We start from the raw sequence: 15,738 nt of genomic DNA on the forward strand, positions 1-15,738 counted from the left end.
CACCTCGGACTAGATGGTATGTTTAAGCCAATTTCGCTGTATATAGGGTTGAGATACACTCGTGCTAGGCGGAGTAATCATTTTATTTCTTTTATCGCCTTGGTTTCCATGATTGGTTTAACCCTTGGCGTTGCTGTCCTCATTACAGTGTTATCTGTCATGAATGGTTTTGATCGCGAATTAAAAACTCGTGTTCTTGGAATGGTTCCACAAGCCACTGTTTCTTCTACTCAAATTCTAACAGATTGGCCTGAGCTTGTAAAAAAAGTTGAACACCATCCACATGTCACTGGGGTTGCACCATTTACCCAATTGCAAGGGATGTTAACTGCACAGGGTCAAGTCGCTGGTATTATGGTGACAGGTATTGAACCTGAATATGAAAAGAAGGTCTCAATCATCCAAAATCACATGGTCTCAGGTGATCTAAATGCTTTGAAGAAAGGTGAATTTGGTATTGTTCTAGGCAAGGACATGACCGATGCACTAGGCTTGGGCTTAAATGATAATGTGACTTTAGTGTTACCTGAGGCAACACCTTCTCCAGCGGGTGTAGTACCGCGTTTTAAACGTTTTAAAATCGTCGGTATTTTCAGTGTCGGTGCAGAAGTGGATTCAATGGTGGGTTATATCGCCCTAAATGATGCTTCTACTTTGTTGCGCTTACCTGATGGTGCGCAAGGTGTACGTTTGAAATTGGATGATATTTTTGCTGCGCCAAAAGTGGCTAATGATATTGTCAGCCAGTTGCCAAGTAATTTCTATGCATCGAACTGGACTTATACCCACGGTAATTTGTTTAATGCGATTCAAATGGAAAAAACCTTAGTTGGCTTATTACTGGTGCTGATTATTGTCGTAGCTGCATTTAATATTGTTTCCTCATTAGTCATGGTGGTGACCGATAAAAAGTCTGATATTGCAATCCTTCGCACCTTGGGTGCTTCGCCTTCGATGATTACCAAAATTTTCATGGTACAAGGAACTGTAATTGGCGTAATTGGGACCATTGCAGGTACGATTTTAGGTGTTACGCTGGCACTTACGATCAGCGATATCATTTCTTGGTTTAATACAGTCTTAGGTTTGAATCTGTTTGATGCTTACTTTGTTCATTACTTGCCTTCATATCTCAGATGGCAAGACGTGGTTGTGATTGTAACGGTATCTTTGTTATTGAGTTTCTTGGCAACAGTTTACCCTGCATTGCGTGCAGCGAAAGTTCAACCTGCTGAGGCGTTACGTTATGAGTAAGATTGTCTTAGAAGCAAAAGATATCTACAAACATTTTGATGATGGTAGAAGCAAAGTTGAAGTGATTAAAGGTTTATCACTTCAAGTAAAAGCAGGTGAGTTTGTCTCGATTGTCGGTTCAAGTGGTTCGGGTAAAAGTACACTACTGCATGCGTTGGGCGGTTTAGAGCAACCTTCACAAGGGCAAGTGTTTTTACAAGGACAGCGGTTTGATAATTTAGGTGAAGCTGAACGTGGCTATAAACGTAACCAGTATTTAGGTTTTGTTTACCAGTTCCATCATTTATTGCCTGAGTTTTCAGCACTTGAAAATGTGGCAATGCCGCTAATGATTCGTGGTGAAAGCAATTTCAAAGATGTGAAAAAACAGGTGGAATATTTACTGGATCGTGTTGGTTTATCGCATCGTATGGATCACAAACCAGGTGAATTGTCTGGTGGTGAGCGTCAGCGTGTGGCATTGGCACGTGCGTTGGTGACTCGGCCTGCAGTTGTTTTAGCAGATGAACCGACTGGTAATTTAGATCGTAAAACAGCACTCAGTATTTTCGAATTACTGACAGATTTGAAAAAAGAGCTGAACATGGCGATGTTAATTGTGACGCATGATGAGCAATTGGCACAGTCGGCTGACTCTATTTTGCATATGCAAGATGGCTTATGGCTTGATCAATAATAAATATTTTAAATAAGCTCTTGTTAAAGCCCTGAAAACGGGCTTTAATTTTGTCTTTAGAATAATTAAAAAATTAATTTATTAAAATGTTAAAAATTGCTTTATTGGGTTGGATTGCAGGGATTGCCTTTATGGGGTTGGACCTTCCTTTTGTGGCTACCACATGGTGGATGTGGTTAGTTCTAGCAATTGCAGTCTTTGCGTATGGGTTTTATGACAAACGACTATATTCCAATAATCCTATTTATAAAGCGCTTATTTTAATCAGTGTTAGTTGGGCGTTATTTTGTACTGGCTTTCATTATGCTGATACAGCCTTAGAACAACGGTTGAAGCTTAGAGAGGTAGAAACGCAGCCATTTGAAGCAATTGTTTATATTAAAAAAATAGATGAATTAAGCGATGCAGGACAAAAACAAATTGCCGAGGTACTCAATCGACATACTCCGCCTGTCAATTGGGTGTTCTATGAAAGAAAAACTCAAGTGGAATTGGGGCAACCCGCTGAGCGACTACGATTAGGTCACTATTATCGAATTGATGGAGCTATCAAACCTGCACATAGTTATGCAGTCGCAGGTGTATTTGATCAAGAAAAATGGTTCTTACAGCAGAATGTGATGTCGGCATTTTCAGTAAGACATATTCAGCCTCTAAGTCGTGATGAAATCTATCGCCTAGGTTATCAGCAGCATCTCAAGCAGCAACAAAGGCTTCAAGCAAGATTCTTATTAAAAATTGAGACTATGCGGCTGTCATTTCGAAACATGTTTCAAACTTCGGAATTTCAACATAAAGGGCTACTTCTCGCATTGCTGACAGGGGATGAAAGTCTTTTATCGAATCGTTTAAAGCAGCAATTTCAGCAGTTGGGAATTTCACATCTATTGGCGATTTCAGGGCCCCATGTGCTGATTTTTGCATTGCTGCTGACATGGTTATTGAAAAGTATTCTGCAACGTTACTGCCCAAAATTATATTTATGGCAACCGCGACAGATATTACTGTTATTTCCCTTTGTACTCAGTGTATTGCTTTATGTCGTCTTTGTTGGTTTTGAAATTCCAGCGATAAGGACGTTATTAACCGTCATTATTGCGAGTCTTTTTCTATTATTTCGTCAGTCGATTCTACCCTTATCACTCTTGGTTTATAGTGCCAGTTTGTTACTCATCTATGATCCATTTAGCATTCTATCCGCTGCATTTTGGCTGTCTTATGGAGCGTGTTTTATTTTGCTGAGGATTTATCAAACTTTAGCGCAACTTCCAAAAGATCATGTGTTGACCGCTGCTCAACAAATGATCTTTGGTGCAAAAATTTTAATTGAATCACAATGGAAGATTTTTGTTGCTCTATTACCTTTGATTTTAATTTTCTTCCAGCAAGTTTCATGGCTTGCACCATTGGGCAATCTTATTGCAATTCCATTATTGAGTGGGGTGATTGTACCTTTGAATATCATCGCAGCATGTGTTTGGTTAATTATTCCTGTGTGTGGACAAGTGCTTTTTCAATTCAATGACAGACTATTATCTGTATTGATGTGGATGCTAAATAGCTTAAAGCCGATTTCTCCAGACTTATATGGCGTCAGTTTTACCCCTGTGATGATACTGAGTTTAATATTAGGTCTGATCATTCTCTTTATGCCTAGAGGAACAATCCCAAAGATGTGGGCTGGGATTTGTTTATTGCCAATCGTGTTAGGAGTAAAAACCCAGCCTACCATCTTGAATATCCTTGATGTAGGGCAAGGGCAATCGATCTTTTTACAGCATCCGCAGCAGACTTTAATGTTCGATACAGGCGGCTCTTATGATGAAGCCAAATTTAATTTAGGTGAGCGGGTGGTGATTCCGTTTTTAAGGCAGCAAGGCATCCGCACATTGGATCACGTCATTTTGTCCCATTTAGATCAAGACCATAGCGGTGCATTTCCTTCCATTCAAAATGCGTTTGATATTACTCAGGTTCAATCTAATGAACGTAGCGATACAGTGCCTTTCAAAGATAATTTTTCATTATGTCAGCAAGGGCAAAATTGGTCTTATTCAAATCTAAAAATACAAATTCTATCACCCGATCTGGATGGTTTAGCGCTTACAAAACATCAGAAAAATGAGCAATCCTGCGTGGTATATCTTCAATTCTTAAATGCTCAACCTTATCAAAACTTCTTGATTATGGGGGATGCGGGTTGGGAAACCGAATATAAGCTATTACAGCAATATCCTGATTTAAAAGTAGATGTTTTGGTACTTGGTCATCATGGAAGCAAAAATAGTTCTGCATATGATTTTTTAGCAGTATTAAAACCTAAACTAGCGATTGCCTCAGCTGGGTTTGAGAATCGTTATGGTCATCCAAGCCAAGAATTACAAAGTCGTCTTCGAGCTTTAAATATTCCTTTGCTGAACACCGCGCAGACAGGCAGTCTGAGTTTTGTCTTTGAGCATGACACCGTAGCGTTAAAACAACATAGACAACAATTGAAGTGGTTGAGAAGAGAATAGCCTAAGTATTCTCTTTTTGTTGCGTTTGTAGACGAATTTCAGCAACTTTTGCGAGTGCTTCTTTTTCATCAATATCATAAATTTTCTTTAAAGCGGGATTTGCACGAAAACGTTTGTAGCTCCAGTGATAATGTTCTGGGTAGCGTCGAATTAGCTGTTCCAAAGTTTGGTGAACAATCAGGGTTCCATCTTCAGCATTACCTTCATAGATTTCAGGATTGATCGGTTCGATATACATATCAAAACCATCTTGATTATTTCTGATAGCATAAAATAATAAAGCTCGAGCTTTGGTTTTTTGGATGAGCTTGGCACTGAGACTACTCGATGCCAGCGGAATACCGAAATAATCGACCATATCTCCACCATGATCTGGGGTATGGTCTGGAAGAATAACAGTAGTACCACCTTGTTTTAATGCTTTAAAAATCTGTCGTACCCCACTTTCATCGGTAGGGACTAAATTTGCCTGATTGCGGCTACGTGCATCACGAACAAAACGATCAGCATCAGGATTTTTGACAGGTTTGTATAAAATGGTCATTTGCGTATGTTGCGCTAACCATGCGTTCATCACTTCCCAAGTCCCCAAATGAGGCATAATCAAGACTACGCCTTTTTTTTCTGCCAAAGCTTCAAGGAAATAATGCTCACCGTGAATATTGTGGATTCTCTGAATGTTTTTCGCATCTGTTGAGCCCCAAATACTGAAAAACTCAAAATAAGAAATCAGTTCATTTCGAATAGCTTGTTTGGTGAGTTGTTGTCTATGTTGCTGATCCATTGCTGGAAACGCGATTTGTATATTTAAACTAATCGTTTTGGAAAGCTTGGAAAGCGGAAGGGTAGTGACCAAGGCCGCAACCATACGTGCAAAGAAGCGCCCTAATTGAATTGGTTGGCGACTAACAAACTGAATAAGACGGTAACTTGTGCTGCTTGATTTAGGCTGAGTCATGTATCAATAATTAGAAAAAATTACAAAGGGAAGTATAAAGCAAAAAATAATTATAAGTTAAGACAAGTTATTTAAACAGTTTTGCCCAAATCCACGTATATAATAAAGCCACTTTAAAATATATTGGATTGGAATCTTATGTCCGATTGGCCACCAAAACCACAAAATGAATCTACAAATAGTAATAATGTAACAGGCAAAGAATGGCAGATTTTAGAAAAAGCTGTTCTTGCTTCTGTTGAAGAACAACGCCGTAGCCGTCGTTGGGGTATTTTCTTCAAATGTTTGGGCTTTGCATATTTGCTGATTGTATTATTGGCAATGACCAAGAGCTGTACCACCTCATCAGATAAATCAACCACAAGTATTAGTAGTAATCACTTGGCTGTGGTTGATATTGTGGGCACTATCGATTCATCTGCAGGACAGTCTACAGTGAATAGTGAAGATACCAACAAAGCTTTAAAACGTGCATTTGAGGCGAGTGGAAGTAAGGCAATCGCTTTGAATATTAATTCACCAGGTGGTTCACCAGTACAGTCTGATGAAATCTGGCAAGAAATTCGATATTTAAAAAAGCAGCATCCAGATAAAAAAGTTTATGCGGTGATTGGTGATATGGGTGCATCAGGTGCGTACTATATTGCTTCTGCAGCGGATGAAATTATTGTGAACCCATCAAGCCTAGTGGGTTCAATTGGTGTGATCATGCCGAATTATGGCCTAAGTGGCTTAGCTCAAAAATTAGGTATTGAAGACCGTACGCTTACTGCGGGTAGCAATAAAGATATTTTAAGTATGACCAAACCGCTTGACCCAGCACAGAAACAACATGTGCAGTCAGTACTTGATAATGTGCATACTCACTTTATTAATGCAGTGAAAGAAGGTCGTGGTAAACGTTTGAAGTCAAACGACCCTGCTATTTTCTCAGGTCTATTCTGGACAGGTGAGCAAGCGGTTGCTTTAGGTGTGGCTGATCGTAATGGCAGTCTGACGACGTTGATGCGTGATCTAAAAATTGAACAAAAAGTGGACTATACGGTGCAACGCAATCCGTTGGAGTCTATCTTGGGACGTATGGGGGCGCAGCTTGGAGCAGGTATTAGTAGTTCGCTTGCAGCACAACTAGAAACTCAGCAGAACGCGAAAATACAATAATATTTCAAAAAAGGGTTGTGTTGATCACAACCCTTTTTTTATTCTAAAAATAACTGGACAGTTATCCTTTTAATTTGCAATACCTATGTAGAGTAGGATAATTGACCAATCAGTGAAAATAAAAGACAAGCTTATGAAACCTTTGATTCATTTTGCCCATGCCAATGGCGTTCCATCTAAAGTTTATCAAAAGCTGTTTGATCAATTAAAAGATCAATACGACATTATTTATGTGGCAGAAATTGGAAACGATAAACGCTATCCAATTACCCACGGCTGGACGCATTTGGTCGATCAGATTATTGATAGCATTGTGCAGCAAGCACAAGGGCGTAAAGTGATTGGCTTGGGGCATTCATTGGGTTCAGTATTAACACTGATGGCTGCTTATCGTCGTCCAGACTTATTTTCACAAGTCATCATGTTGGACCCACCTTTGATCATTGGTAAGGCTTCTTTTGTTTTTCATCTTGCTAAAATCTTTAAGCCTAAACTCGTGGACAAGATTACCCCAGCTGGTTTGTCAGTACGTCGTCGTGATCATTGGGAGTCGCGTGAACAAGCTGCTGAGTTATTAGGTTCCAGAGGTTTTTATCAATACTTTGATAAAGATTGTTTCCAAGCCTATATTGATCATGCTTTGACTGATGATCCACAAAATGGTGGTGTAACACTCACCATACCTAAAGATGATGAAGTGGCAATGTTTAGAACTACGCCATCCATGTGGTGGCTGCCAATGCCAAAACCACCAGTACCGGTGCATTTGGTTGTAGGTCGTGACAGTATTTTCTTAAAGGAAAAGTTTCCGCAAGTGGCGAAAAAGAAATTAGGTATTCCTTTCTCTATTATGGATGGTGGACATATGTTTCCGTTAGAGCATCCGATGGAAACAGTAGAAAAAATTAAAAGTTTAGTTGTTTAAATTAATGAAAAACGCATCCTTAGATGCGTTTTATTTTTAGAATTGTGCAAACTGAATTGGCCGTTCTAAAGGTTTCTGATTGAAATAGGCTTGACCGTTTTGCCAAGTTAATTGACCTGTACAAAACCATTGTGCAACTTGAGGATAGATAAAATGCTCAAGTTCATGCACACGTTGCGCCAAGCTAGTTACAGAATCATGCAAACCAACTTGAATTGCCGATTGGGCAATGCTTTGTCCTGCATCGAGTTCGGCGGTGACAAAATGAACTGTACAGCCATGCAAACGATCTCCTGTATTTAATACTCGTTGATGTGTATTAATACCTTTATAGAAAGGCAGGAGAGATGGGTGAATATTTAACATTTTGCCTTGCCATTTGCTAACAAAACTTGGTGTTAAAATTCGCATGAACCCAGCCAGAATAACTAGATCTACTTGCCATGCTAACAATTGTTGATGCATAGCGTCGTCAAAGCTTTCTCGACTAGGGTAATCTTTATGAGAAATAACAGCGGTCGCAATATTGGTATCCTCGGCACGTCGCAATGCGTAGGCATCAGCTTTATTTGAGAGTACACCAATGATTTGCCCCGACAGATTTGCATCTATCAGGGCTTGTAAGTTGCTACCGTTGCCAGAGACAAGGACAGCAATTCTCATTATGCAAAGATCACACGAATTTTTTCGTCTGCACCTTCAACTGATTCAGCATTTTCTTGGATATAACCAATTTTCCATGCTTTTTCGCCTTGGGCATTTAAGAGGTCAATGGCTTTGTCTGCTTCACTTGCATCAACTGCAATCACCATACCAACGCCACAGTTAAATGTACGATACATTTCAAAGCGTTCTACATTGCCTTCACGTTGTAGCAATTGGAATAATTCAGACCATTCCCAGCTAGATTCATCAATAACCGCTTGTGCGCCATTCGGAAGTACACGTGGTAAGTTACCAGGTAAACCACCACCAGTGATGTGAGCCATGGCATGGACATCAACTTGTTTGCAAAGTTCTAATACTGGTTTTACATAAATACGTGTTGGTTCCATTGCGACGTCTGCAAGTGGGCGACCATCAACGATTTGAGTTAAGTCTACATTCTTAACATCTAAGATTTTGCGCAGTAATGAGTAACCATTTGAGTGGGCACCACTTGACGCAACACCAAGAAGTACGTCACCAGACTTTACTTTAGTCCCATCAATAATTTTGCTGTGCTCAACCACACCAACTGCGAAACCAGCTAGATCGTAATCTTCACCTTCATACATGCCTGGCATTTCAGCAGTTTCACCGCCAACTAATGCACAACCAGCAAGTTCACAACCCTTACCAATACCTGTCACTACATCTGCAGCAACATCAACATTCAAATGACCCGTAGCGTAATAGTCAAGGAAGAATAATGGTTCTGCACCACAAACGAGTAAGTCGTTCACGCACATTGCAACCAGATCTTGACCGATAGTGTCATGGCGATTGAGGTTTAACGCTAGACGTAATTTGGTACCTACGCCATCTGTTCCTGAAACTAATACAGGCTCTTCATAACCTTTTGGGATTTTGCATAGTGCACCAAAACCACCAAGACCGCCCATAACTTCAGGACGAGTGGTGCGTTTAGCGACAGATTTGATACGATCGACTAGTGCGTCGCCCGCTTCAATGTCGACGCCAGCATCTTTATAGCTTAAACCAGTATTTGGGGTAGAAGTTGAGTTGCTCATAGTGAAGTCTCCGCAGTGGCGGCAGATTATAACCTGAATATACGAAACTCTTATGTTATTTATGCTCGAAAATGCTATCTTTAATTAAAATTTTTTCCCATTTATAACGATTACACGAAAAAAGGCTAGATTTTATGCAAGATCAGGTACTACGTCGTATCTTTATCCTCGCTGGGCTCGCATTACTTCTTTGGGTGCTCTATCTATTGAAACCCATTGTAATTCCTTTTGTCGGTGCTTTTTTTATCGCCTACTTGTTTAGTCCACTTGTCGATGTTCTTGTTAAAATAAAACTACCGCGTTGGCTCGCAATTAGTATCGTGTTTATTGGCATTGGTGTGACTTTGACCATGGTTTTATGGTTTCTAGTGCCGCTGATCTGGAAACAATTGATGTATGCGCGGGATAGCATTCCTGCTGGTATTCATTGGGTTAATGCAACTTTCTTACCTTGGGTGTCACATACCTTTAATGTTGTGCCAATGGAAATTGATACGGAGCAGATTACCAAAGCATTGATGGATTATATTCAGACTAACTACAGTGCGGATAGCATTCAAACGATGGCGTTAAGAGTTGCCCAATCTGGGTTGAACTTTATTCAAATTGGCGGGGTAGTCATCCTTATTCCAATTATCTCTTTCTACTTCCTGCTTGACTGGGAAAGAATGCTGGAAAGTTTTAGACGTTTAATTCCACGCCCTTATGAAGCTTCAACTTTAAGAATTGTCCGTGAATGTCATAGCGTGTTGGGTGCATTTGTCAAAGGTCAATTCTTGGTGATGCTTTTATTAGGTATTGTTTATGCTGTTGGATTGCAACTGATTGGTTTAGAAGTTGGTTTAATCATTGGTATGATTGCGGGCTTGGCAAGTATTATTCCTTATTTAGGTTTTGGTGTCGGGATTATTGCTGCGGTGATCGCAACACTGTTCCAGTTTGGGTTAGATTGGACGCAGCTGCTTCTGGTTGGTGTTGTATTTATGATCGGTCAAATGGTTGAGGGGTATATTCTTCAGCCATTCTTATTAGGAGATAAAATTGGTTTATCTCCAGTAGCGGTTGTTTTTGCTGTATTGGCAGGCGCGCAGTTGGGTGGTTTCCTCGGTATGTTGATTGCTTTACCTGTGGCAGCCGTCATTGTTGTATTGTTAAAACATGCACGTGATAACTATGAAAAAAGCCGCTTATATGGATTACCAACAGAAGTTGTATTGGCACAAGGTGAAACTCAACATATAAATGTTGAAACAGGTCATGTAGAGCTTGATATTCAAATTAAAAACTCTCAAGATACAGAGACTTCAAACTCGAATGACTTAAAGTAATTGAGGAACAAATTAAGTATATGCGTCAACTACAACTGGATATAGAACCTCAACTCGATGCTCGAATTAGTGATTTTTCGGGGCCGGGTTGGGGACCTGTGGTTGATGCAGTTAGACAGTTACATGCAGGCTTAGTCAGTCGTTTTTATGTCTATGGTGGTGCTGGTACGGGTAAGAGTCATCTACTTTCAGCGATCTGTGATTCATATTTAGAATTGGGTCGACCTGCAATCAAAGTTTCTTTATTGGAATTATTAGATGCCCCAATTGAAGCAATTACCTCTTTAGAATTTTATGATTTAGTTGCGCTAGATGATATTGATTCGATTAGTGGAGTTCCGCATTGGCAGAAAGCGGTTTTTCATTTGATGAATAATCATGAAGGGCAATTGGTATTTTCATCTCGTGTTGCACCAATTGAGCTCAAGCTTGAATTACCAGATTTACAGTCAAGATTGACCCAGGCAGTCAGTGTCAAAGTACCTAATGGAAGCTCGTATATTGATCGGCAAGCCTTATTACAATCGGTGATGACGCGGCGTGGTATTCATTTTGATCAACAGATTGTTGATTATCTTTTAAGTAACGGACCACATCAGGCATCAATTTTATTACAAACACTTGCTCAGCTCGAAAAAATGTTAAAGGGCGAGAAAACTAAGCTTTCAAATACAACACTTAAGCAAATTTATGCGCTGATTGATGAATATCGCCAATAGTATAAAATTTCTTGAGTAATTTCGAGAGCTATGACAAAGTACGCACAAAGGAATGTGGTTGCAAACACTGAGTTTGCAATACGAAGAAAAATGAAAAATAGAAGGAGATCGGTATGCTCAAACGGACGCTTGCCTGCGCTTTATTTGCGATTACTGGACATGCATATTCTGCGGATATTCAAGTCACAACATTGGTTGATGAAGACAAAGATGATGCCGTTTGTTCATTACGAGAAGCTGTTGAGTTTTTAAATAAAAGAAGCCAAAAAGAATTCGAAAATGGTTATCACGGATGTGGTAATAAAGATGCAAGCGCTAATATTCTTTTAAAGCGTGATCAAACCTATCAACTCAATTCTGCATTAAATATTAAAGCAGCTACAACAATTAGGACAGCAAGTAGTGACGACTTTAATGATAATAAGCGAGGACTAAATAATGCAACCATTAAAATGCAGGGTTCTGATCGCCTTTTTGTAATTGATGATGGTAGTGTTGAGAATGCTGTACTTTCTGTAAACTTTATTGAATTAAACTTGCAAGGTGCTTCAGCTAAAATAAATGATGGTGGTTTAATTTTAAATCGAGAAGCTCTCATTATACAATATTCTCGTTTATCTGGTGGGTTTGCTAATAAAGGTGGGGCAATTTATAGTGCAGGTTTAATCTCTAATAGTCAGCCAACAGCTAGTTCAGTCACGATTAATAATAGTCTCTTGCAAAATAATAAAGCTGATCAAGGTGCTGTTATTTATACTGAGATGCCGTTGTATAATATTACTCAATCTGTTATTCGTGATAATGAAGGCGTGGCTGGTGAAAGTGGCGCATTATTTTATGTTCAAACAGGTTTTCAAGATCCAACAATCGGTTCAAATATTTTAAAAAGTGGTGTTGCAGGGATTAAAAATAGTACAATTTTTCATAATAAGGGTGGGTATGTTGCCAATATTCGCGAAGGTATGTTCTTCAATAATGTGACAGTGATTAAAAATGCGGCAGGATTGTATTTACAATCTCCGAAGTGGAAGGCTACAACCACTAATAATGGAGTGAGCACAGTAACCGAGGCTGTAAGTTCTTATATTTCAAATAGTATTATTGTTGCGAATGAGAAAAAAAATTGTAGCGCTGCTACAAATGATGAAACGGTCGTACAAAGTAATTTAACTGAACCTGAATGTGATCGGAATGCAAAAGACTCATTACCTAATTTTATGTTGGGGAATAATAAATTAATAGTTGGTAATGTGGATGAAAAGCAGACGTGTGAGCTTCCATCGGCAGACGGTTTGTTGTGCCCTTACTATACACCAAAGGATCAAATGTTAGGCTTTTTTAAGCCACGCCTATTGATATCTTATAATAAATTATCTGACTCTTTAATTGTGAATAAAGGGCGAATTTATAGTGATGGCTCAACCTTTAGTTCAGCTAGCTGTGAGTCTGCTGATCAGCGTGGGAAAAGCCGAAGTGGTTATGACGAGCTTTGTGATCTGGGAGCATTAGAACTTATGGTTGACCGTAGTGATATTCAAATTGCTGGTCAAGATATTCTTTATGGGCAAATCGCAAAGTTTAGTATTGCGGCTAATCTACAAGATGGTGAATTATTAGATCCTGAATCATGTAAGGTCATTTTAAAAAGAGAAACAAATTCAAAAGGACAACCATGGCAGCCAGGTTGTTTGGAGATAGTCCAAACACAAACCCCTTCTAAAGGTAAGCTAACAATTGATCAGGATGGCAATGTTACTTATGTACCAGATGGGGATTGGCATGGCGCGGATAAGTTTAATCTTAGAATAATGACGACAACCACTCGTTTCAATGATGAATCTAATTATTACATTACGGTTCCAACAACAATTGTTCAAGACCCACCAAATAATTTTCCAAGTAAAACCGTAAAGGTAAGTGGTGGAAGCCTTGGTGCTGGTGCAATTTTTGTATTACTCGGCTTGGTAAGATTGCGTCGCTTTAAATCAAAATTAGGGATGATGAGATGAAAAATTATAAAAAGACATTATTGGCAACGATGGTTCTAGCAACAATGCCATTGATGGCAGCTGGAACGAGTGGTACACCAATTAAGGTTACAACGTTTGCTGATGAAGATAATGAGAATATGAATGCCTGCTCGCTACGCGAGGCATTAATAACAGCTGAAACACGCAAATCATATGGTGGGTGTAGTGTTACAGATACGCTATCAACATCAAAAAAAGTTATTCAATTGGAGGCTGGTGTTTATACCTTAAAAAAAGAGTTAACACCGAATGTTGATGTTGCTATTTTAGGAGCAAGTCCATTAGATTGGCAGGAAAAGAGTGTTTTAACAAATGATGTTGTAATGCAATACCCAGCGCAAACAGCATTAAAAACAACCATTAAAGCAGAAAATTCACGTATTTTTAATACTACCTTTGGGGCAAAGGAATTATCTCTGAATAGCTTAATTTTATCAGGTGGGAACACTGCAGATCGAGGTGGGGCAATCTATGCAGGGGCGAATTTATTATTACAAAATACACAGATTTTAAACTCAAAAGCAAAAGAAGGTGGGGCAATCTTTTTAGCAGGACCTTCAGCCTCTTTAACATTAACCAATAGTTTAATTCAAGGGAATCAGGCTGAAATTGGTAGTGTATTATCAATGAGCTGTAAGAATGATTTAAGTTATTCGAAACGTGAGATCAATATTACAGCGAATAGCTTTATTGGCAATGGGGCTGATAGCTCAAGAAGTATGTTGGAGTTCTGTGGTGAGCCAAATGTAACTATGAGCGCAAATACAATTGCTAAGAATAGTGCAAATATAGCGTTTGGTAATTTAATTAAGTTTTCTGGTGATACTAGAGCAGGAACAGAACCTAATATTGATTCAAGTGTTTTAAGTAAGCTTAGTAGTTTAACGTTAACTAGTAATACAATTGTTGAAAATCAGTCATTTACAACGGTTTTATATGATAAATTAGGTACGAAAAAATTATACTTTAATGTTTTAGCATATAATGGTGATAATAATACCTACGCTTGTCGTTATTTGTTAGGGGCTGCTGAGAAGCAGGAAAAGGTTAATTTAACAATCCAAAATAATGCTATTTCACGAACAGGTAGTAATAAATGTGATTTACCTGAAGAGTCATTAAAGGATAATACAACGAATATTGATGTAGGAGGAGTTTCTTTTGGGACATTGTTAGGCCCACTTCAAACTCCCTCAGCCTATACCGTTTTTTTACCAATCTATTATCCTAAGAACAATCACACAAAAACAGATTTAGTTGATATCGATAAACCAGGATGTACTCCTACAGATCAGCGTGGTTTGGCGAGGATCACAGAAGGGACACTCTTTTTCGATCCTGATGCACGTAATAGTTGTGATATTGGTGCCATAGAGTTGATGAAGTTTACAGCGGGCGATATACAGGATTTAAGGAATACTTCGCTTAAGAAGTTGATTTCAGAATATCAAGCACAGTATGATTTCTATGACGATTTGGTGAAAAACCCGAATGATCCTGATTTGGTAACGTATTATAAATCTCGTGTAGCGCAATATAAGAGATTATTGGAAGGGACGAAAGCAAATTTCAAATATCGTGCTATTTATCTCGACCTAAGTACAATACCATTGCCTGAAGAAATAGAGCAGGCTGATGGATCACATAAGCTAAAGTTTTTTAATCAGGATGATTATAATATTAAGGTTGAAGCGTTAGGGACGGGTTTAATCAGTGACTCAGTGATGCATATTCAACCAGATGAAGGCCTAGTATGTAATTGGAACTCAAATTTACAGCAGGTCATTATTTATCGTAAAGATGATAAGATTACACAGGCTGGTGACCAAAGTTTCTGTAAATACACGCTTACATCTAAATTGGATTCTAATGTCACCTCATCGGGGTTGTTGAGCGCAACTTTTGTCAATATTGCACCTGTAGCAACAGACACATCTATAACGTTTAAATATCGCGAGAAACAGAGATTAAGCCTTAATTTGTTGAGTTTTGCTAATGATGCTGGCGATACTGGTGAGGGTGGTTCTGGGCCAGAAAAAAATCCTAATAAACCTCAGTTTTGGAAAAATAAAGATGGTGTAGAATTGCCGATCCGTTTAACGAATGTACCTAGAGATCTGACTATCTCTGCTGATCGCCAAGGAGCCTGTCCTGAACCTAACGAAAAAGAAACATGTTACGGTGGGAATATCTACGTTCAGGAATTAAATGCTTTTAACCCATTTAATTTCGATTTTAAATATCAAGTTTATGATGCAGATGCAGAGTCATCAAATGTGGCAACAGTCAGAACAATTAATACGGCTACAACCACTGATGATACTCGTCCTGCCGGTGGTGGTGGTAGCTTAGGTTTTTATTCTATATTTGGTTTATTGGGGTTACTGGCTTATCGTCGTTTTAAAAAATAAGTAGACCAAAGAGAAAATAGCGCCTAA

12 protein-coding genes are annotated in these 15,738 nt (G+C 38.9%); 9 read left to right on the plus strand and 3 right to left on the minus strand.

Features of this window, described 5'->3' with window-relative positions:
* The first annotated feature begins 18 nt into the window (after nucleotides 1-18).
* From NDN11_RS05910 to NDN11_RS05920, 3 genes are all read left to right on the plus strand, one after another.
* Nucleotides 19-1,254 carry a lipoprotein-releasing ABC transporter permease subunit gene (locus NDN11_RS05910; RefSeq protein WP_005211449.1) on the plus strand — a complete coding sequence of 412 codons (1,236 nt, stop codon included), beginning with the start codon at nucleotides 19-21 and terminating at the stop codon, nucleotides 1,252-1,254.
* On the plus strand, nucleotides 1,247-1,930 hold the full coding sequence (lolD, locus tag NDN11_RS05915; protein WP_005151761.1) for a lipoprotein-releasing ABC transporter ATP-binding protein LolD: 684 nt from the start codon (nucleotides 1,247-1,249) through the stop codon (nucleotides 1,928-1,930). Before NDN11_RS05910 ends, lolD begins: the two co-directional genes overlap by 8 nt.
* 86 nt (nucleotides 1,931-2,016) lie before the next feature.
* A complete protein-coding gene (locus tag NDN11_RS05920; protein WP_251111068.1) occupies nucleotides 2,017-4,446 on the plus strand; it encodes a DNA internalization-related competence protein ComEC/Rec2 in 2,430 nt (809 codons plus the stop codon).
* A 1-nt stretch (nucleotide 4,447) separates the two neighbouring features.
* On the opposite strand, the gene NDN11_RS05925 is transcribed toward NDN11_RS05920, so the two are convergent.
* The gene (locus NDN11_RS05925) at nucleotides 4,448-5,404 is read right to left on the minus strand and encodes a lysophospholipid acyltransferase family protein (protein WP_251111069.1); all 957 of its coding nucleotides are present in this window, start codon (nucleotides 5,402-5,404) and stop codon (nucleotides 4,448-4,450) included.
* Between the two features lie 138 nt (nucleotides 5,405-5,542).
* On the opposite strand from NDN11_RS05925, the gene sppA reads away from it, so the two are divergent.
* Nucleotides 5,543-6,565 (plus strand): signal peptide peptidase SppA, encoded by a 1,023-nt coding sequence (gene sppA, locus NDN11_RS05930; RefSeq protein ID WP_167248220.1) that lies wholly within the window; start codon nucleotides 5,543-5,545, stop codon nucleotides 6,563-6,565.
* 133 nt (nucleotides 6,566-6,698) lie between these two features.
* Nucleotides 6,699-7,490 carry an alpha/beta fold hydrolase gene (locus NDN11_RS05935; RefSeq protein ID WP_251111070.1) on the plus strand — a complete coding sequence of 264 codons (792 nt, stop codon included), beginning with the start codon at nucleotides 6,699-6,701 and terminating at the stop codon, nucleotides 7,488-7,490.
* A 36-nt stretch (nucleotides 7,491-7,526) separates the two neighbouring features.
* On the opposite strand, the gene purN is transcribed toward NDN11_RS05935, so the two are convergent.
* Nucleotides 7,527-8,156 carry a phosphoribosylglycinamide formyltransferase gene (gene purN, locus NDN11_RS05940; RefSeq protein WP_251111497.1) on the minus strand — a complete coding sequence of 210 codons (630 nt, stop codon included), beginning with the start codon at nucleotides 8,154-8,156 and terminating at the stop codon, nucleotides 7,527-7,529.
* A complete protein-coding gene (gene purM / locus NDN11_RS05945) occupies nucleotides 8,153-9,223 on the minus strand; it encodes a phosphoribosylformylglycinamidine cyclo-ligase (protein ID WP_004805639.1) in 1,071 nt (356 codons plus the stop codon). The genes purN and purM overlap by 4 nt, the downstream gene beginning before the upstream one ends.
* Nucleotides 9,224-9,357: 134 nt before the next feature.
* Here purM and cxpE point away from each other — a divergent pair, with 134 nt between their 5' ends.
* The 4 genes from cxpE to NDN11_RS05965 all read left to right on the plus strand — a co-directional run bounded on the left by cxpE (nucleotide 9,358) and on the right by NDN11_RS05965 (nucleotide 15,711).
* Nucleotides 9,358-10,551, plus strand: a complete 1,194-nt coding sequence (gene cxpE / locus NDN11_RS05950) for a chloramphenicol efflux transporter CxpE (RefSeq protein ID WP_167248223.1) — start codon at nucleotides 9,358-9,360, stop codon at nucleotides 10,549-10,551.
* Nucleotides 10,552-10,571: 20 nt separating this feature from the next.
* Nucleotides 10,572-11,270: a DnaA regulatory inactivator Hda gene (locus NDN11_RS05955; protein ID WP_167248224.1), complete on the plus strand. Its 699-nt coding sequence runs from the start codon at nucleotides 10,572-10,574 to the stop codon at nucleotides 11,268-11,270.
* A gap of 113 nt (nucleotides 11,271-11,383) precedes the next feature.
* Nucleotides 11,384-13,279, plus strand: coding sequence for a rhombotarget A (rbtA, locus tag NDN11_RS05960; RefSeq protein WP_251111071.1), 1,896 nt, complete (start codon nucleotides 11,384-11,386; stop codon nucleotides 13,277-13,279).
* Entirely contained in the window at nucleotides 13,276-15,711 is a 2,436-nt protein-coding gene (locus NDN11_RS05965; RefSeq protein WP_251111072.1) for a CSLREA domain-containing protein, read from the plus strand. The genes rbtA and NDN11_RS05965 overlap by 4 nt, the downstream gene beginning before the upstream one ends.
* The last annotated feature ends 27 nt before the right edge of the window (nucleotides 15,712-15,738 follow it).

It is taken from the genome of Acinetobacter sp. C26M (genome assembly GCF_023702675.1).
Taxonomy (GTDB): Bacteria; Pseudomonadota; Gammaproteobacteria; order Pseudomonadales; family Moraxellaceae; genus Acinetobacter.